Source organism: Pseudonocardia oroxyli, assembly GCF_900102195.1.
Classification (GTDB): Bacteria; Actinomycetota; Actinomycetes; order Mycobacteriales; family Pseudonocardiaceae; genus Pseudonocardia; species Pseudonocardia oroxyli.
Genome location: NZ_FNBE01000001.1, coordinates 510447 through 527646, shown reverse-complemented (window position 1 = coordinate 527646; position 17200 = coordinate 510447). Strand labels below are relative to the sequence as shown.

Genomic DNA, 17200 nt, shown 5'->3' with positions numbered 1-17200 from the left:
CGTCGATCTGGGCCTGGAGCTGCGCGAGTGTGTGGGCCAGGGGTTGTTTGTCGAGGTAGCGGAACAGGGTCTGGTGGAAGCGTTCGTTCTTGCCCTGGGTAGTCGGCTTGTGGGGCTTGCCGGTGATCGCCTCTGTGCCCAGCCCGGCGACGTGTGCCACGAGCTGTCCGACCAGACCGCGTCGCGTCGGGTTGAGCGCGGCCCCGTTGTCTGAGAGCAGTCGTTGCGGGACGCCGTGGGCGGCGACTGCCTCGTCGAAGACGGTGATCGTGTCGTGGGCGGTCTCGCCGCGCGCAGCGTGGGAGGCGACCGCATAGCGAGAGTGGTCGTCGATGAGCTGGAAGATCACGCACCTGCGGCCACCGGTGAGGACGTACTCGGTGGCGTCGAGCTGCCAGCAAGCGTTCGGTGCCGGGTAGACGAACCGCCGCCACGCCGAGCGGGGCTTCTTACGGGGCTCGCGGCGGGCGACCCCGGTCTCGCGGAAGATCCGCGCCAACGACGCCGTCGAGGGCACCGAGGCCAGGCCCATCGCGGCCATCTTGTCGTGCACGCTGATCGGGCCGTGGTCGAGCCCGGACGCCTCGAGCGCGGCCCGCACCGCGACCGCCTGGGCTTTGATCTGCTCGGTCAGCGTCGACGGACTCGACCGCGGCCGCCGCGACCGGGGCTCCAGCACGGCCGCTGGCCCCTCGACGCGGGCACGCTTGCGCAACGCGTAGAACGACTTGCGCGAGATGCCGTGCTCGATGCCGAACGTCGACACCGCCCCGCGCGGCGCGTCATCAGACCACTGCGAGATCGCAAGGCGGACTTGGGGATCGATGGGTTCCTGGGCGGGCACCGCCGCAGCCTCGCGGCCGAAGTGTCACCACCAAGAACACCCACAGTGTCACCGATGTCCTGATGCAGACTCGTCACCTATGTCCTGAGACATGGCACCCACCGTCGGTGGGTCTGATCTGCATGGGTCGAATATCTGTTCGATTTATGGGCGATGAGCTGCTATGATAGCTGCATGACCACGGCCCTCGCGGACCCTCCCGCAGCGACAGGCACCGTGCCGTCGCGGGAGGAGCGGGCGGCGGGGTTCGCTCGGATCGAGCGGCTGGTCGCGCTGCGGAACCGGATCGACGCCGAGATCGCCGAGGAGGTCCGGGCCGCGGCGCAGCGGGAGGTCGAAGCCCGTCTGCAGGAAGCACTCGCCGATCCCGAACGGGTCGAGGCGAGCATCGTGGGGCAGCTCGGGCTCGCTCTGCGGATCTCCCCGACCCGGGCCCGCACCCAGCTGCGCCTCGCCCGGGACCTGCACGCCGGGCTGGACAACGTCCGGGAAGCGTTCGCCGCGGGAGAGCTGGACGAGCGGCGGGTCGCCGCGATCGTGGCCGCTGCCAGACATTTGGACCCCACCCAGCGCGCCGAGCTGGACCGCCGGCTCGCCGCCCATGATCTGCCGCTGCTCGGGGTGCGCAAGGTCGCGGACCTCGCTCGCTCGGTGAGCGCGGCGGTGGCGCCGGAGAAGTTCGCCGAGCGTGCTCGCGCCGCCCGCCGGGACCGGCACGTCACGATCTCTCCCGCCGAAGACGGCATGGCGGTGATCCGGGCGCTGCTGCCGATGGAACAGGCCATCACCTGCTACGCCGCGCTGCGCAAAGCAGTCACCGAACACTGGGTATCCCCGGAGCCGGTCACCCGCACCCGCGGTCAGATCATGGCCGACACCCTCGTCGAACGGCTGAGCGGGCAGGCCGCCATGACCCCGGCTCAGGTGGAGATCCAGGTCCTCGTGCCCGTGGAGTCCCTGCTGGACTCCGACTCGCCGCTGCCGGCGGAGATCCCCGGGTTCGGGCCCACCGCTCTGTTGGACGAGGCCACCTGTGTGGGGTGGCGGCGACTGGTCACCCGGGACGGCATCGTCATCGGCGGCGACTCCCGCCGTCGCGCCTTCGGCGGGGTGCTGGCCGACTGGATCCGCGCCCGGGACCGTGGCCGGTGCACCGAACTCGGTTGCGACGCCCCGATCGAACACCTCGACCATCGCAGACGCTGGTCGGAGGGTGGCCCGACGAGCCTGGGGAACGGCCGGGGTACCTGCGCCTTCCACAACCAGCTGCGGGAACAACCCGGCTGGCACCTCACCGACCGCACCACCACGACCCCCACCGGCCGCCGCTACACCCTGCGGTCCTAGACCGAGAGCGGCCCGCCGGCACCGGGGAGCGGTGCCGGAGGGCGCCGGGGTCGTCGCGGTGGTCCGGCCGGCGGTGCGGCTACTGGTTCGTGTCGGCCGGGAGGTCGAGCCAGGTCTTCACGATGGCGGCGAAGTCCTGCGGGCGCTCCTCCTCCATGTGGTGGCCGCCCTGGTCCATGAGGAACACGTCGCCGTAGGGGACGGCGTCGGCGATGGACAGCGCGTAGGCCGGGGTGGCGAAGACGTCGTACCGGCCCCACAGCACCAGGACGCGGCGCTTGACCTCGGCGAGCAGCGGCTCCAGGTCCTCGGGGTCGCCCGCGTGGATGCCACGGCCCCAGGTCGAGGCCGGGCCGGGCTGCTGCAGGTAGTGCCAGCGCAGGTCCAGCGTCGTCTCGTTCACCGCGGCCGGGTCCCAGTACTCGAGCTTCACCATGATCTCGCGGATCTTCTCCCGGGTCGGGCCCTCCCCGGTGGTGAAGCCCGCGACCAGCTGCGCGGTCAGGGCGGCGAGCTCCGGGGTGCGCCCGCCGCGTCCGCGGTGCATCGGCTCGCTGCCGCTGAGCACCACCTTGCGCACCAGGTGGGAGTACTCGGCCGCCAGCACCAGGGCCACCGAGCCGCCCTGGGAGTTGCAGACGAAGTCCGCGTTCTCGATCCCGAGGTTCTCCAGCGCGGCGGCCACGTGCTTCGCGTGGAACGCCCACTTCGCGGGCGGGTACTCCACGGCGCTCGAGTAGCCGTAGTTGAGCATGTCCACCAGCACGCACCGGCGGTCGTCGAAGTAGGGGATCGCCACCCCGAAGTCGGTCCAGGAGGTGCAGCCGGGGCCGCCGCCGTGCAGGAAGACGGTGGGGCGCCCGCCCTCGCCGACCTCGGAGACGAACAGCTGGTGGTCGCCTGCGGGGACGAGCCGCCCGGGCGGGGCGCCGAGCTCCTCGGCACCGGTGGTCGTGGTCGATGCGGTCATCGGACTCCTCGTGCTCTGCGGGGAAGGGGAGGTCAGCTCGGCTGCTTCGGGTAGCCGTCGAGGAACGACAGCACGTGCGCCGCGTACTCGGCGGGCTTCTCGAACGGGACCCAGTGCCCGGTGTCGCGCAGCACCACCAGGCGCGAGTGGCGCGTCAGGTTGAGGGCGTTGATCCCGATCTCGAACGTGCACATCCGGTCGTTGCGACCCCAGACGATCAGGGTCTCGGCCTCGAGCTCGGCCATCTCGGGGGCGTGGTCGTGGGGCGTGGAGTAGCTCTCCGCGGACGCCGCCAGGATGTCGGGGCGGGACAGGTAGGTGTCCCGGACGTAGTCGACGAGCTCCGGGGTCACCAGGGCCGGGTCGTCGATGTGCACCTTGAGGTAGCGCTCGAAGTTCCGCTCGCTCGGGTCCTCGATCACCTCGAGGGTGGCGCGCAGGCCCTCCTCGGGCTCGATCGCCATCAGGTACTCGTTGCGGTAGCCGCGGTTGGTCCCGACGTGGCCTGCGCCCCACACGAGCTTCTTGGTCCGCTCGGGATAGGTGTAGGCGAAGGCGAACGCCGTCTGGCCGCCCTGTGAGTTGCCCACGACGTCCACGCGGTCGATCCCGATCGCGTCGAGCAGCCCCTTCGCCTGCCGGGCGTGCAGCCCGTGGATCTGCTCGCGGAAGACGCGCGGCCCGCTCCCGCCGTAGTTCACCAGGTCCATCAGGATGCAGCGGTACCGCGCGGCGAAGTACGGCACGACCTTGTGCCAGGTGATCCAGGCGTTCGATCCCGGACCGTAGCTGTGCAGGAACAGGATCGGCTCACCCTCGCCGATGTCGTGGTAGTGCATCGGCGTGCCGTCGACCACCACCGTCCGGCCCGCCGACTCCTCGGTCAGGCCGTCGCTGGTGACGAACGCCGCTCGCGAACTCATGCGCTGCTCCTCCTGGGGGCTCGTGGTGCGAGCGTAGAGACGCCACCCGCCCCCGACGGCGTGCGTCGGTCCGCTGAGGAGAACGCCCGGCCAAGTTCCGCCGCGCCGGTTCGCTGGGCAGACCACGGGGCTGGGCGGGCGCCGCCGGAGGGTCGAGCCTGGTGACGACGGCCGGCCGCGGAGCAGAGGAGGACCACCCGTGCAGCACGCCACCGTGGGCGCGTCGGGGATCGAGGTGTCCCGCATCGCGCTCGGGACGGCCACCTTCGGGCTCTCGCCGCGCGAGGACGACGTGGCCGCCCTCGTCGGGGCCGCGCGCGACCTGGGTGTGACCTGCTTCGACACCGCGAACTCCTACGGGAACCAGCCGGGCTACGACTGGCCCGGGGTCACGCGCAGGCAGGACCGGGCCTCGTCGGAGGAGCTGCTGGGTCGCGCGCTGCGCGGGGCCGGGGACGAGGTCGTGGTGGCGACCAAGGTCGGCGAGCCGGTGGGGGAGGGCCGCCCCACGAGCGAGTGGCGGGGCCTGCTGACCCGGGCGCACGTCGAGGAGCAGCTGGCGGTCAGCCGCGCGCGGCTGGGGCGCGAGCGGATCGACCTCTACTACGCCCACCTGCCGGACCCGTGGACGCCGCTGGAGGAGACGGTGTCGGTGTTCAGCGACCTCGTCGACCGCGGCGACATCGGGGCCTGGGGCCTCTCCAACTACACCGGCGAGCAGACGGCCGAGGTGCTCGCCACGGCGGCGGCCCTCGGGGCGCACCCGCCGGTCGTCCACCAGCCGCGCTACCACCTCGCGGACCGCGCGGTCGAGCGCGATCTCGTCCCCGTGCTGCACCGGGCCGGGATGGGCCTGGCGGCGTACAGCCCGCTGGGCATGGGGTTGCTCGCCGGCCGCGCGGCTGCCGAACGGCGCTGGGCCGGGCACGCCCGGTGGGGCGGGAGCGGGTTCTCCGCCGCCGAGGTCGAGGCCGCGGGGCGCTTCGAGGCCACCGCGGCGTCCGTCGGGCTGCCCGCGGCCCAGGCGGCGATCGCGTGGCTGCTCGACCGGCAGGCCGTGACGACCGTCGTCGTCGGCGCGACGTCGGAGAAGCACCTGCGGCTCGCCTGCGCGGCCGCGGACGTCGAGCTGGACGACGCCGGGCGGTCGGTCCTCGACGCCGTCGACCTCGGCACGCCCGCCCGGGTGGCGGGCGCCTGACCCCGGGTCAGCGGCGGCGGGCGCGGCGGCGGGGGGTGGCCCTCGCCTGCCGGGGGCGCTCGGCGGCGGGAGCCTGCCGCGGCGTGCGGGAGCTGTGCGCGGTGCGGCCGCGCACGATCCCGATGAACTCCTCCATCAGCTCGGTGTTCTCGGCGTCCGGCCAGGTCAGGACCACGCTCGACCCGGGGGCGTCGGTCAGCGGCCGGTAGGTCAGGTCGCGGCGGTGGTGCAGGCGGGCGAGGGACTGGGGCAGCGTCAGCACACCCATGCCCGCGGCGACCAACTCGACGGCCTCGGCCGTCGTCGGCGGGGTGTAGGCCGCCGCCCGGCCCGGACGGCCGCCCGGCCAGTCCAGGGTGTCGTCCTGCGGGTGGAGCAGGGTCTCGTCCGCCAGGTCGGCGAGCACGGCCTCCTCGGCCGCGGTGAGCAGGTGGTCCTTCGGCACGACGGCCACGGTGGTCTCGGTGTACAGCGGGATCGCGTGCAGCCCGGCCCGGTCGATGGGGAGCCGGACCAGCGCCGCGTCGATCGTGCCGGCACGGACCAGCTCCACCGCCTCGTCCGTGCTGCCGGGGACCAGCTCCAGCGGGACCCGGGGCCGGCGCTCCGCCCAGATCCGCGCCCACTTCCCGGGGGTGACGCCGGGGACGTAGCCGAGCCGGAACGTCGCGGCGGGGGTCGGCTCGGTCACCGGGCCAGGGTAGAGCCTCGATACCCTGGGCCCATGACGCGGCAGAGGGCGACCCAGACCATGAAGGCCGCGACGGCGGCGAAGAAGCTCGGCGTCCTCCTCGACGCGACCCCCGCCCAGTTCCGGGACGGGGTGGTCTCGCGGGACGAGCTGGACGCCCTGCAGGCCGATCCGCCGCAGTGGCTGCGTGAGCTGCGGCGCGACGGTCCGCACCCCCGGCAGGTGGTCGCGGACCGGTTGGGCGTGTCCATCTCCGGGCTGGCCCGCGCCGAGATCACCGAGCCGCTGACCACCGCGCAGATCGCGGCCCTGAAGGAGGAGCAGCCGGAGTGGCTGCGCCGCGAGCGCAGCACCCGGGCCGAGTCCCAGCGCGCCGAGGCCCGCGTGCAGGTCGACCGGTCCGGCCGGGCCCGGTAGCGGCGTCGGTCCCGCCGGCCCGTCCCCGGGCTCAGCCGGTCCGGCCCGCGAGGATCGCGGCCCCGTCCCCGCCGAGCTCCGCGACGGCGCCCGCGCGACCGGCGAGCGCCATCAGCAGCGGCTCCGCGGGGCCTTCGACGAGCGGCCCGCGCCCGGTGCTCCAGTCCAGGTCGGTGGCCCGCAGGGTCAGGCCCTTGATCCGCTGGCGGGCCCCGATCGGGGGCGGGGTCCGCGCGAAGTCCAGGACGACCCGCAGCCGGTCCGCCGGGATCTCGCGGGGCCTGCCGAACGATCGCCGGATGTCCTGGTGGTGGATCAGGCCGTCGGTCAGCGCGATGCGACCACCGAAGGCGGCCGTGAGCCCCCGGGTGTCGAGCCGGTTGCGCACCAGCTCGAGCAGCTCGTCGGGGGCGCGCTGGCGCAGGGCGGCGATGCCGATCTCGTTCGCCGTGGCCCCACCCCTGGCCAGCCTGCGCACCAGGGCGAGTGGACTCAGGTCCTCGTAGCTGACCAGGTGCGCCACGACGTCTCGGACCGCCCACCCGGCACACAGGGTCGGCGCGTCCCAGTCCGCGGGCGACAGGGTGCCCAGGAACTCCGCGAGGGCCGCCCGCTCCGCGCGGGCCATCGTCCGGCAGTCGGGCTCGGCGGCGGGCATCGCGCCACGCTACCGCGCCGCCGCCCGCCGCCGGTGCTCAGCGCGGGGTGCGGTGGTCCTTGAGCCGCTGCAGCTTCCCGACCGAGCGCTCCAGCGAGTCCGGGTCCACGACCTCGCAGGCCACGGTCACCCCGACGGTCTCCTTGACCGCCGCGACCAGCTCGGCCGCGGCGGCCGCCCGGCGCGGCGCCGGGGTGTCCGCCCGCGCCTCGACCCGCACGGTGAGCGCGTCCATCCGCCCCTCGGTGGTGAGCTCGAGCTGGAAGTGCGGGGCGAACCCCGCGGTGCGCAGCACGATCTCCTCGATCTGGGTCGGGAAGAGGTTCACCCCGCGCAGGATGATCATGTCGTCGCTGCGGCCGGTGATCTTCTGCATGCGCCGCATCGCGGGCCGCGCCGTGCCCGGCAGCAGCCGGGTCAGGTCGCGGGTACGGTAGCGGATGATCGGCAGCGCCTGCTTGGTCAGCGAGGTGAACACGAGCTCGCCCTCCTCGCCGTCCGCGAGCACCGTCCCGTCCAGCGGGTCGATCACCTCGGGCAGGAAGTGGTCCTCCCAGATGTGCAGCCCGTCCTTGGTCTCCACGCACTCCTGCGCCACCCCGGGGCCCATGACCTCGGACAGGCCGTAGATGTCCACGGCGTGGATGTCCATGCGCTCCTCGATCTCGGCGCGCATCTGCTCGGTCCACGGCTCCGCGCCGAAGATCCCGACCCGCAGCGAGGTCGCGCGGGGGTCGAGGCCCTGGCGCTCGAACTCGTCGAGCAGGGTGAGCATGTAGCTGGGGGTCAGCATGATGACGTCCGGCTGGAAGTCCGTGATCAGCTGGACCTGGCGCGGGGTCATCCCGCCGGACACGGGGATGGCCGTGGCCCCCAGGCGCTCGATGCCGTAGTGCGCGCCGAGGCCGCCGGTGAACAGGCCGTAGCCGTAGGCGTTGTGCACCTTGTGCCCGGGCCGCCCGCCCGCGGCGCGGATCGAGCGGGCGATCAGGCCCGCCCAGGTGTCGATGTCCCGGGCGGTGTAGCCGACGACCGTGGGGCGACCGGTGGTGCCGGAGGAGGCGTGGATGCGCCGGACCTCGGACTGCGGCACCGCGAACATGCCGAAGGGGTAGTTCTCCCGCAGATCGGCCTTGCTCGTGGTGGGGAACTTCGCGATGTCCGACAGCGACCGGCAGTCCGCCGGGTGGACGCCCGCCCCGTCGAACGCCTTGCGGTAGTGCGGCACGTTCTCGTAGGCGTGCGCGAGCGTCCACTGCAGACGTTCGAGCTGCAGGGACCGCAGCTCGTCGGTGGACATCCGCTCCGCGTCGTCGAGCAGGTCGGGCGGCGGGGCCTCGCCGAGGCGGGTCACTGCTTCGCCACCAGGGTCAGCACGTCGTACCGCGCGACGGACTCGCCGTCCTGGCGCGTGACGTCCGCGTCCCAGCGCACCTCGCCGTACCCGGCGGAGTCCCGCGGGGTCAGCTGCTTGCAGGTGAGGGTGACCGTGAGCTCGTCGCCGAACTTCACCGGGGTGAGGAACCGCAGGTCGTCCACGCCGAAGTTGGCCAGCACGGGACCGGGGTCCGGGTCGACGAACAGGCCCGCCGCGAGCGAGACGATCAGGTACCCGTGGGCCACGCGCTCGCCGAACAGCGGGTTCGCCGCGGCGGCCTCGGCGTCCATGTGGGCGTAGAAGGTGTCCCCGGTGAACTCGGCGAAGTGCTCCACGTCCTCCTGGGTGACCCGACGCGGCCCGGCGACCAGCGTGTCGCCCGGCCGCAGCTCCTCGAGGTGCTTGCGGAAGGGGTGCACGTCCGACTCGACGCGTGCGGCGCCCGCGACCCAGCGGCCGGTGATCGCGGTGAGCGAGTCCGGGTCGGCCTGGATCGCCGTGCGCTGCATGTGGTGCAGCACGCCGCGGATGCCGCCCAGCTCCTCGCCGCCGCCCGCGCGGCCGGGGCCGCCGTGGACGAGCTGGGGCAGGGGGGAGCCGTGGCCGGTGGACTCCTGTGCATCCGCGCGGTTGAGCACGAGGAGCCGGCCGTGGAAGGGCGCGGTGCCGAGCACGACCTCGCGCACGAACGCCGGGTCCTCGCTGACGATCGAGCCCGCGAGCGAGCCCTGCCCGCGGGCGGCGTAGTCGATCAGCTGGGCGGTGCCCTCGTACGGCAGGATCGTCGAGACCGGCCCGAAGGCCTCGACCTCGTGCGGCTCGGCGCGTTCCGGGTCCCCGACCAGCAGGATCGGGCCGAGGTGGGCGCCGGGTCCGTCGGCGTCGGGGTCGCCGAAGACGATCCGGCCCGCCGCGGTGAGCGCCTTGATGCTGCGCCGCACCTCCTCGCGCTGGTCCAGACTCGCCAGCGCGCCCATGCCGTCGACCTGCGCCAGCGCGGCGGTCGCCGCCGCGACGACCTCGTCCACCCGGTCCGCGGGGACGAACGCGCGGCGGATCGCGGTGCACTTCTGCCCGGCCTTCACGGTCATCTCGGCGACCAGGCCCCGCACGAACAGGTCGAGGTCACCGTCCGGCCCCAGGGCGGAGAAGTTGAGCGAGTCGGCCTCGGCGGAGAAGCGCACGGAGTTCCGCACGATCGCCGGGTGCGCCCGCAGGGTCTGCGCCGTGGCGGCCGAGCCGGTGAAGGACACCAGGTCCTGGCCGGTCAGATGGTCGAAGGTGTCCCCGAGCGACCCCGCCACGAACTGCAGCGTGCCCTCCGGCAGCAGCCCGGAGTCGATGATCAGCTCGACCAGTCTCGCGGTGAGGAAGGCGGTGGGGCTCGCGGGCTTGACGAGCGAGGGCACGCCGGCCAGGAAGGCGGGCGCGAACTTCTCCAGCGGGCCCCAGACGGGGAAGTTGAACGCGTTGACCTGCACCGCGACCCCGTGCAGCGGCACGCACAGGTGCTGGCCGACGAAGGTGCCGCCGCGGCTCAGCGGATCCACGGCGCCCTCGACGTAGACGATGTCGTTCGGCAGCTCCCGCTTGGCCTTGCTCGCGTAGGCGAGCAGGACGCCGATGCCGCCGTCGACGTCGAACTTCGAGTCGGCCAGGGTGGCGCCGGTCCCCGCCGAGACCGCGTACAGCTCCTGGCGGTGCTCGCGCAGGTGCCCGGCGAGGGCCTTCAGCAGCGCGGCGCGCTGGTGGAACGTGAGCGCGCGCAGCGCCGGGCCGCCGACCTCGCGGCCGTGGGCCAGCGCGGCGGCGAAGTCGACGCCCGCGGAGGAGATGCGGGCGATCTCCTCGCCGGTGGTCGCGTCGTACAGCGGGCGGGCGGGATGCTCCGGGGAGTCCGGTGCGGTGTGCCAGGCGCCGGAGACGTAGCTCCGCAGCGTGGTGGTGCTCATGCGGCCCCTCGATCGGTGTCTGCGTCGGCGAACGATCGTTCGGTTGCAGGCGAGGCTAGCAGCAGTCGGTCACGACGGCCAGACCCGCTTGCATGACCGTGAAACGTGAGGCATCATCAGACGAACGAACATTCGGTTCCGGCAGTACCGAACCGGGAGGGGCCCGATGACCGCGACCCACCACGACGTCCGCGAACCCGACCTCGAGGCGGTGTTCCAGGCCACGATCGATGCCGACCAGCGCATCGAGCCGCGGGACTGGATGCCGGACGACTACCGCAGGACGCTGATCCGCCAGATCGCCCAGCACGCGCACTCCGAGATCATCGGGATGCAGCCGGAGGGGAACTGGATCACCCGGGCGCCGTCGTTGCGGCGCAAGGCGATCCTGCTGGCCAAGGTGCAGGACGAGGCCGGGCACGGGATGTACCTGTACGCGGCGGCCGAGACCCTCGGCGTGGACCGCGAGGAGCTGACCGAGAAGCTCATCAGCGCCACACAGAAGTACTCGTCGATCTTCAACTACCCCACGCCGTCCTACGCGGACGTCGGCGTCATCGGCTGGCTGGTCGACGGTGCGGCGATCTGCAACCAGGTCCCGCTCTGCCGCTGCTCCTACGGGCCCTACGCCCGAGCGATGGTGCGGATCTGCAAGGAGGAGTCCTTCCACCAGCGGCAGGGATACGAGCTGCTGCTGGCGATGGTGAACGGCACGCCGGAGCAGCAGGCCATGGTGCAGGAGTCGGTCGACCGCTGGTGGTGGCCGTCGCTGATGATGTTCGGCCCCGCGGACGGCGACTCGCCGAACACGCAGCAGTCGATGGCGTGGAACATCAAGCGGCACACCAACGACGAGCTGCGGCAGCGGTTCGTGGACATGTCCGTGCCGCAGGCGGAGGCGCTCGGCGTCACGCTGCCGGACCCGGACCTGCGCTGGAACCCCGAGCGGCAGGCGCACGACTTCGGGGAGCCGGACTGGTCGGAGTTCACGGCCGTCATCGCCGGGTCCGGCCCGGCCAACACCCAGCGGCTCGCCCACCGGCGCCGCGCCCACGAGAACGGCGCCTGGGTGCGCGAGGCGGCCCAGGCCTATGCGGAGAAGCACTCATGAGCGAGCGGAAGTCCTGGCCGTTGTACGAGGTGTTCGTGCGGGGCAAGCGCGGGCTGAACCACGTGCACGTCGGGTCGCTGCACGCCGCGGACGACGAGATGGCGCTGCACAACGCCCGCGACCTCTACACCCGCCGCAACGAGGGCGTCTCGATCTGGGTGGTCAAGGCCGAGGCCATCACGGCGTCGAGCCCGAGCGAGAAGGACCCGTTCTTCGCGCCGAGCGGGGACAAGGTCTACCGCCACCCGACCTTCTACGCGATCCCGGAGGAGGTGCCGCACCTGTGAGCGACCCGACGAACGCCTACCAGTCGCTGTCCGAGACCACCGCGCAGGACGATCCGCGCTGGGCCTTCGGCACCGGCTTCACCGACGACGTGGCGGCGGAGATCTCCGCGCCGGTCCCCGCGGGCGTCGACCCGGCCGACCTGGCCGCGTACTGCCTCATGCTCGGCGACGACGCCTTGATCTACCAGCACCGCCTCTCCGAGTGGGTGGCCAACGCGCCGGAGCTGGAGGAGGAGGTCGCGCTCGCCAACATCGCGCTGGACCTGCTCGGCCAGGCCCGGGTGCTGCTGTCCCGTGCCGGGCACCTGACCGGTGTCGGAATCAAGGGCGGTTCCGCAGGCTCCACCGCTGCCGAGGACCGGCTGGCCTACTTCCGGGTCGAGTCCGAGTTCCGCAACGTCGCGCTGGTCGAGCAGCCGGACGACCTGGACTTCGGCCGCTGCATCGCCCACCTGCTGCTGTTCTCCACCTGGCGGCTGGCCCTGCTGCACCGGCTCGTGTCCAGCGCGGACCCGGTGATCGCGGCGGTCGCGGCCAAGGGCGTCAAGGAGGTGGCCTACCACCGCGACTACGCGGTGCGGTGGACCCTGCGCCTCGGCGACGGCACCGCGGAGTCCCACCGGCGCATGCAGGCCGGGCTGGACGGGGCCTGGGCCTTCCTCGAGGAGCTGTTCCGCACCTCGGACGAGGAGCGCAGGCTGGTCGGCGCGGGCGTCGCCGTCGACCCGGCCGAGACCCGGGCGGAGGTCGAGGAGGTCCTCGACCAGGTGCTCACCCGGGCGACCCTGCTGCGGCCGACGACCCGGCCGATGGGCACGGTCGGCGGGCGGGGCGGTCGGCAGGGACTGCACACCGAGAAGCTGGGCCCGGTCGTCGACGAGCTGCAGAGCCTGGCCCGTCGGTTCGAGGGGGCGACATGGTGAGGGACGCGCTCGCGCAGGTCGTCGACCCCGAGATGCCGATGCTCACCCTGGACGACCTGGGCGTCATCCGGTCGGTCGAGGAGACCGCGGACGGCGTCGTCGTCACGATCACGCCGACCTACTCCGGCTGCCCGGCGCTCGAGGTGATGCGGGACGACATCCGCGCGGCGCTGGCCGGGTACGGCCCGGTCGAGGTGCGCACGGTGCTCTCGCCCGCCTGGAGCACGGACTGGATCAGCGAGGCCGGCAGGCGCAAGCTCGCGGAGGCCGGGATCGCACCCCCCGGGTCCGCCCCGCGCGGACCGGTCCCGCTGCTGCTGACGGCCCCGCGCGTGCGGTGCCCGCGGTGCGGGGAGCCGGTGACCGAGGAGCTCTCCCGCTTCGGGCCCACGGCCTGCACGGCGCTGCGCCGCTGCCCGGCCTGCCGCGAGCCCTTCGAACACATGAAGGAGATCTGAGATGCACCCGCTGCGGGTGGCGGAGGTCGAGCGGCTGTGTGAGGACGCCGTGGCCGTGACCTTCGACGTCCCGGAGGACCTGCGCCCGCTCTACGACTTCCGGCCCGGGCAGTTCCTGACGCTGCAACGTGACGGTGAGCGGCGCTCGTACTCGATCTGCGCCCCGGTCGGTGCGGCGCCGCGGGTCGGCGTGCGCCGGGTGGACGGCGGGCTGTTCTCCGAGTGGCTCGTCGATCGGCTCGCGGTGGGGGACGAGGTCGAGGTCGGCCCGCCCGCGGGCTCCTTCACCCCCGAGCTCGCCGCGGGCACGCACCACGGGCTGATCGCCGCGGGCTCGGGCATCACGCCGGTGCTGTCCATCGCGGCGTCCCTGCTGGCGGCGCACCCGGACACCCGGGTCACGCTGATCTACGGCAACCGCCGCACCGACACCGTGATGTTCACCGAGGAGATCGCCGACCTCAAGAACGCCCACGGCCCGCGCCTGCACCTGCTCAACGTCCTGTCCCGCGAGCCCACCGAGGCGGACGTCTTCAACGGCAGGCTGGACGCCGACCGCCTGCGGACCCTGCTCGGCGCGTTGGTCGACGTCGAGGGCGTGGACCACTGGTGGCTGTGCGGCCCGCTCGGCATGACCGACGCCGCCGTCGCCGTGCTCGGCGAGCTGGGCGTCGACCGCGCCCGGGTGCACCGCGAGCTGTTCTACGTCGACGAGCCGCCGCCCGAGCTGCGCCGCCCCACCGCGGAGGTCGTGGACGGCGCGCAGGTCACGGTCGTGCTGAACGGCCGGACCACCGAGCTCGTCCTGCCCCGGGACGAGTCCGTGCTCGACGCCGCGCAGAAGGTCCGCGGCGACCTGCCGTTCGCCTGCAAGGGCGGGGTCTGCGGCACCTGCCGGGCCAAGGTCGTCTCCGGCGAGGTCACCATGCGCCGCAACTTCGCCCTGGAGGAGGACGAGGTCGCGAAGGGCTACGTCCTCACCTGCCAGACCCTGCCGGTCTCCGCGCAGGTCACGGTCGACTTCGACGCCTAGCCGCCCCGTCCCCCCTGGTCAGACCCCGTGAGTGGCGATAGTCGCTCTGGCGACCATCGCCACTCACGGGGTGGTGGGGGTCCGTAGGCTCGGGGTGTGAAGAGCCTGGCGCGACCGTTCGTGATGGCCGGCGAGATCGTCTGGTGGGCGCCGCAGGTGATCGCCCGGCGGACCGTGCGGGTGGTCCGCGGTGGCTGGCCGCCCACCCCCCGCACCCGCCGCGAGCTGGGGCGGATGGTGGGGGAGAAGGTCGTCGCGGCCGCCCAGACGACCGCGGCGCTGCCGTTCGCCGCGGCGGGTGCGGCGACGAGCATCCTCACCCCGGTCCATCGTCGGGTCCGCGCCAACCACCGCCGCCTGGGCTGAGCCCGCCGGGCCTCGTCAGGGGCCGAACGACAGCCGCACCTCGCCGAGCTCGCCGAAGTCGGCACGGACCTCGTCACCCGGGCCGACGACCGGGGGCGGGGTCGTGGTGCCGGTGGTGACGACCTCGCCCGCGCGCAGGCCCGCCCCGAACCCGTGCAGCACGGTCGCGAGCCGGGCGAGGGCGAGCAGCGGGCCGCCCAGCACTGCGGCGCCGCCGCCCGTGCCCGCCTCCACCCCGTTGACCTCGATCCGGGTCGGGCGGCGGTCCAGGTCGTGCAGGGCCGCGCGCGGCACCTCCGGGCCCAGGACGAAGAACCCGGCGCACGCGGCGTCGGCGAGCAGGGTCGGGCCGCCGACCCGGGCGAACCCGGTGAACCGCGAGTCGGGGATCTCGACGGCGAGGTGCAGGGCCGAGACGGCGTCGACCACCTGCTCCGGGGTGGGGTCCGGGCCCAGGTCGCGGCCCAGGACCAGCGCGAACTCGGCCTCGACGACCCGCATGTGCAGCGCGGCGGCCGAGAGCACGGCACCCGGCTCGCGTCGGAAGCGGGCGAACAGCGGACCCGGCAGCGGCCGGTCGACGCCGATGTGGGCCTGCCCCGCGGCCGAGGTCGCGGCGATCTTCCAGCCGTACCGGGCACCGGCGAGGTCGCCGAGCCGCTGTTGGGCCGCGTAGCCCTCCGCGAGGTCCGCGGGGCGCAGGTCGGGGGTCAGGGCCGCGAGCCGGTCGCCCGCCGCCCACGCCGCCCAGACGGCCGCGGCGGTGCGGTCGGGGGAGTGAGCCACCCGAGGAGCCTAGTGTCCGGACACGGGACACGAGAACGGGGCGACGAGAACGGGGCGGGCGCCGCAGGGGCAGGTCGGAGCCCGACCGGACGGCCGGCCCGACCCGCCGGCACCCCCTCGGGTGTGATGGGATCGTCACGGAACGGTCCGGGCCGTGCGTTAACTTTGTCAATCACGCCCGGCGGCCACCCGCCGCCATCTCGGCGAGCGGCCGTCGTTCCACCGATCGGCGAGCCCCGCTGACCGCCCTCCACGATCGACGACGGTGCCGTATCCCGAGGAGAGTGCATGAGCGACACAGAGGAGACCTCCGGTCCGGCCCTGCGGGTCGGCGTGGTCGCGGAGTCGACGAAGGGGGAGACCCGGGTCGCCCTGTCGCCGGAGACCACCGCGAAGGTGATCGGGCTGGGCTACGCCGTGGCGGTGGAGTCCGGCGCGGGCGCGCACGCGGGCTTCGAGGACGCGGCGTACGCCGAGGCGGGCGCGGAGGTCGTTGCGGGCCCGGTGTGGGACGCGGACGTGGTGCTGATGGTGAACGCGCCGCAGCCGGACGAGATCCCGCAGCTGCGCTCGGGGGCCACGCTGATCGCGATGCTGGCGCCGCGGTTCGAGGAGGAGCGCACGGCGGCGCTCACGGCGGCCGGGGTGACGGCGCTGTCGATGGACGCGGTGCCGCGGATCTCGCGGGCCCAGTCGATGGACGTGCTGTCGTCGATGGCGAACATCGCCGGCTACCGGGCGGTGATCGAGGCGGCGCACGCGTTCGGCCGGTTCTTCACCGGGCAGGTCACCGCGGCGGGGAAGGTGCCGCCGGCGAAGGTGCTGGTGGCGGGCGCCGGCGTCGCGGGGCTCGCGGCGATCGCCGCGGCGAACTCGCTGGGCGCGGTGGTGCGGGCCACGGACCCCCGGGCCGAGGTCGCGGACCAGGTCAAGTCGCTCGGCGGTGAGTACCTGCCGGTGGAGGTGGAGCAGGAGGCCTCCACCGACGGCTACGCGAAGGCGACGAGCGAGGCCTACGACAAGCGGGCCGCGGAGATCTACTCCGAGCAGGCCGCGGAGTGCGACATCATCATCACCACGGCGCTGATCCCGGGGCGCCCCGCGCCGACGCTGATCACGGCGGCGGACGTGGCGTCGATGCGGCCGGGTTCGGTGATCGTGGACATGGCCGCGGCGCAGGGCGGCAACGTCGAGGGTTCGGTGGCCGGTGAGGTCGTCACGACCGAGCACGGCGTGACGATCATCGGCTACACGGACCTGGCCGCGCGGCTGCCCGCGCAGGCCTCGCAGCTCTACGGCACGAACGTGCTGAACCTGCTCAAGCTGATGACCCCGGGCAAGGACGGGCACCTGGTCCTGGACCTGGACGACACGGTCGTCCGGGGGATCACGGTGGCGCACGCGGGGGAGACGTTGTGGCCGCCGCCCCCGGTGTCGGTGAGCGCGGCCCCGGCCGCGCAGCCTGCCGCGGCGCCGGTGGAGAAGGAGCCGGAGAAGGAGCGCTCGCCGCTGGCGCGGGCCCTGCCCGGGGTGCTCGGCGCGGTGGCGTTGTTCCTGGTCACGGCGTTCGCGCCCCCGGAGCTCGCCGGGCACCTCACGGTGTTCGTGCTGGCGATCGTGATCGGCTTCTACGTCATCGGCAACGTGCACCACGCGTTGCACACGCCGCTGATGTCGGTGACGAACGCGATCTCCGGGATCATCGTCGTCGGCGCGATCCTGCAGCTCGGCACGGGCGGCAACGGGCTGGTCATCGCCCTGGCCGCCGTCGCGACGCTGCTGGCGTCGATCAACATCGTCGGTGGCTTCGCGGTGACCCGCCGCATGCTGCAGATGTTCACGAGGAGCTGAGGAC

At 73.4% G+C, this 17200-nt stretch carries 18 protein-coding genes; 10 read left to right on the top strand and 8 right to left on the bottom strand.

Annotation, left to right across the window (positions count from 1 at the left end):
* On the bottom strand, positions 1 to 844 hold an 844-nt coding region (locus tag BLS43_RS02565; protein ID WP_093076166.1), incomplete at its 3' end, for a DDE-type integrase/transposase/recombinase.
* Positions 845 to 1018: 174 nt separating this feature from the next.
* Between BLS43_RS02565 and BLS43_RS02560 the strand changes: the two genes are divergently transcribed.
* Entirely contained in the window at positions 1019 to 2191 is a 1173-nt protein-coding gene (locus tag BLS43_RS02560; protein WP_176921132.1) for an HNH endonuclease, read from the top strand.
* A gap of 79 nt (positions 2192 to 2270) precedes the next feature.
* On the opposite strand, the gene BLS43_RS02555 is transcribed toward BLS43_RS02560, so the two are convergent.
* Positions 2271 to 3161, bottom strand: coding sequence for an alpha/beta fold hydrolase (locus BLS43_RS02555; RefSeq protein ID WP_093075929.1), 891 nt, complete (start codon positions 3159 to 3161; stop codon positions 2271 to 2273).
* A 32-nt stretch (positions 3162 to 3193) separates the two neighbouring features.
* Positions 3194 to 4084, bottom strand: coding sequence for an alpha/beta fold hydrolase (locus BLS43_RS02550; RefSeq protein ID WP_176921131.1), 891 nt, complete (start codon positions 4082 to 4084; stop codon positions 3194 to 3196).
* Positions 4085 to 4283: 199 nt separating this feature from the next.
* On the opposite strand from BLS43_RS02550, the gene BLS43_RS02545 reads away from it, so the two are divergent.
* Positions 4284 to 5285 (top strand): aldo/keto reductase, encoded by a 1002-nt coding sequence (locus BLS43_RS02545; RefSeq protein WP_176921130.1) that lies wholly within the window; start codon positions 4284 to 4286, stop codon positions 5283 to 5285.
* A gap of 7 nt (positions 5286 to 5292) precedes the next feature.
* Here the strand turns inward: BLS43_RS02545 and BLS43_RS02540 are convergent, their stop codons facing one another.
* Positions 5293 to 5976, bottom strand: a complete 684-nt coding sequence (locus BLS43_RS02540) for a LysR family substrate-binding domain-containing protein (RefSeq protein WP_093075920.1) — start codon at positions 5974 to 5976, stop codon at positions 5293 to 5295.
* Between the two features lie 33 nt (positions 5977 to 6009).
* Here BLS43_RS02540 and BLS43_RS02535 point away from each other — a divergent pair, with 33 nt between their 5' ends.
* Complete coding sequence (locus BLS43_RS02535) at positions 6010 to 6393, top strand: DUF5997 family protein (protein WP_093075917.1); 384 nt, start codon at positions 6010 to 6012, stop codon at positions 6391 to 6393.
* A gap of 31 nt (positions 6394 to 6424) precedes the next feature.
* Here BLS43_RS02535 and BLS43_RS02530 read toward each other — a convergent pair whose 3' ends face one another.
* Genes BLS43_RS02530 through paaZ form a run of 3 tightly spaced genes read right to left on the bottom strand, consistent with a single transcriptional unit; the run spans position 6425 to position 10381 of the window.
* Positions 6425 to 7051, bottom strand: a complete 627-nt coding sequence (locus BLS43_RS02530; protein WP_093075914.1) for a maleylpyruvate isomerase family mycothiol-dependent enzyme — start codon at positions 7049 to 7051, stop codon at positions 6425 to 6427.
* A gap of 37 nt (positions 7052 to 7088) precedes the next feature.
* Positions 7089 to 8351 carry a phenylacetate--CoA ligase PaaK gene (gene paaK, locus BLS43_RS02525; protein WP_093076163.1) on the bottom strand — a complete coding sequence of 421 codons (1263 nt, stop codon included), beginning with the start codon at positions 8349 to 8351 and terminating at the stop codon, positions 7089 to 7091.
* Positions 8352 to 8401: 50 nt separating this feature from the next.
* Positions 8402 to 10381 carry a phenylacetic acid degradation bifunctional protein PaaZ gene (paaZ, locus tag BLS43_RS02520; RefSeq protein ID WP_093075911.1) on the bottom strand — a complete coding sequence of 660 codons (1980 nt, stop codon included), beginning with the start codon at positions 10379 to 10381 and terminating at the stop codon, positions 8402 to 8404.
* A gap of 166 nt (positions 10382 to 10547) precedes the next feature.
* On the opposite strand from paaZ, the gene paaA reads away from it, so the two are divergent.
* The 6 genes from paaA (at position 10548) to BLS43_RS02490 (ending at position 14559) form a co-directional block, all read left to right on the top strand.
* Entirely contained in the window at positions 10548 to 11492 is a 945-nt protein-coding gene (gene paaA, locus BLS43_RS02515; protein WP_093075908.1) for a 1,2-phenylacetyl-CoA epoxidase subunit PaaA, read from the top strand.
* Positions 11489 to 11779 carry a 1,2-phenylacetyl-CoA epoxidase subunit PaaB gene (gene paaB, locus BLS43_RS02510; protein WP_093075905.1) on the top strand — a complete coding sequence of 97 codons (291 nt, stop codon included), beginning with the start codon at positions 11489 to 11491 and terminating at the stop codon, positions 11777 to 11779. Before paaA ends, paaB begins: the two co-directional genes overlap by 4 nt.
* Positions 11776 to 12702 (top strand): 1,2-phenylacetyl-CoA epoxidase subunit PaaC, encoded by a 927-nt coding sequence (paaC, locus tag BLS43_RS02505; protein ID WP_093075902.1) that lies wholly within the window; start codon positions 11776 to 11778, stop codon positions 12700 to 12702. The genes paaB and paaC overlap by 4 nt, the downstream gene beginning before the upstream one ends.
* Positions 12696 to 13160, top strand: coding sequence for a 1,2-phenylacetyl-CoA epoxidase subunit PaaD (paaD, locus tag BLS43_RS02500; RefSeq protein ID WP_093075900.1), 465 nt, complete (start codon positions 12696 to 12698; stop codon positions 13158 to 13160). The genes paaC and paaD overlap by 7 nt, the downstream gene beginning before the upstream one ends.
* A gap of 1 nt (position 13161) precedes the next feature.
* Positions 13162 to 14193, top strand: a complete 1032-nt coding sequence (paaE, locus tag BLS43_RS02495; protein WP_093075897.1) for a 1,2-phenylacetyl-CoA epoxidase subunit PaaE — start codon at positions 13162 to 13164, stop codon at positions 14191 to 14193.
* A gap of 96 nt (positions 14194 to 14289) precedes the next feature.
* Positions 14290 to 14559 carry a hypothetical protein gene (locus BLS43_RS02490; RefSeq protein ID WP_093075893.1) on the top strand — a complete coding sequence of 90 codons (270 nt, stop codon included), beginning with the start codon at positions 14290 to 14292 and terminating at the stop codon, positions 14557 to 14559.
* Between the two features lie 15 nt (positions 14560 to 14574).
* Here the strand turns inward: BLS43_RS02490 and BLS43_RS02485 are convergent, their stop codons facing one another.
* Positions 14575 to 15345 carry a 2-keto-4-pentenoate hydratase gene (locus BLS43_RS02485; protein ID WP_093075890.1) on the bottom strand — a complete coding sequence of 257 codons (771 nt, stop codon included), beginning with the start codon at positions 15343 to 15345 and terminating at the stop codon, positions 14575 to 14577.
* Between the two features lie 288 nt (positions 15346 to 15633).
* On the opposite strand from BLS43_RS02485, the gene BLS43_RS02480 reads away from it, so the two are divergent.
* A complete protein-coding gene (locus BLS43_RS02480; protein WP_093075887.1) occupies positions 15634 to 17196 on the top strand; it encodes a Re/Si-specific NAD(P)(+) transhydrogenase subunit alpha in 1563 nt (520 codons plus the stop codon).
* The last annotated feature ends 4 nt before the right edge of the window (positions 17197 to 17200 follow it).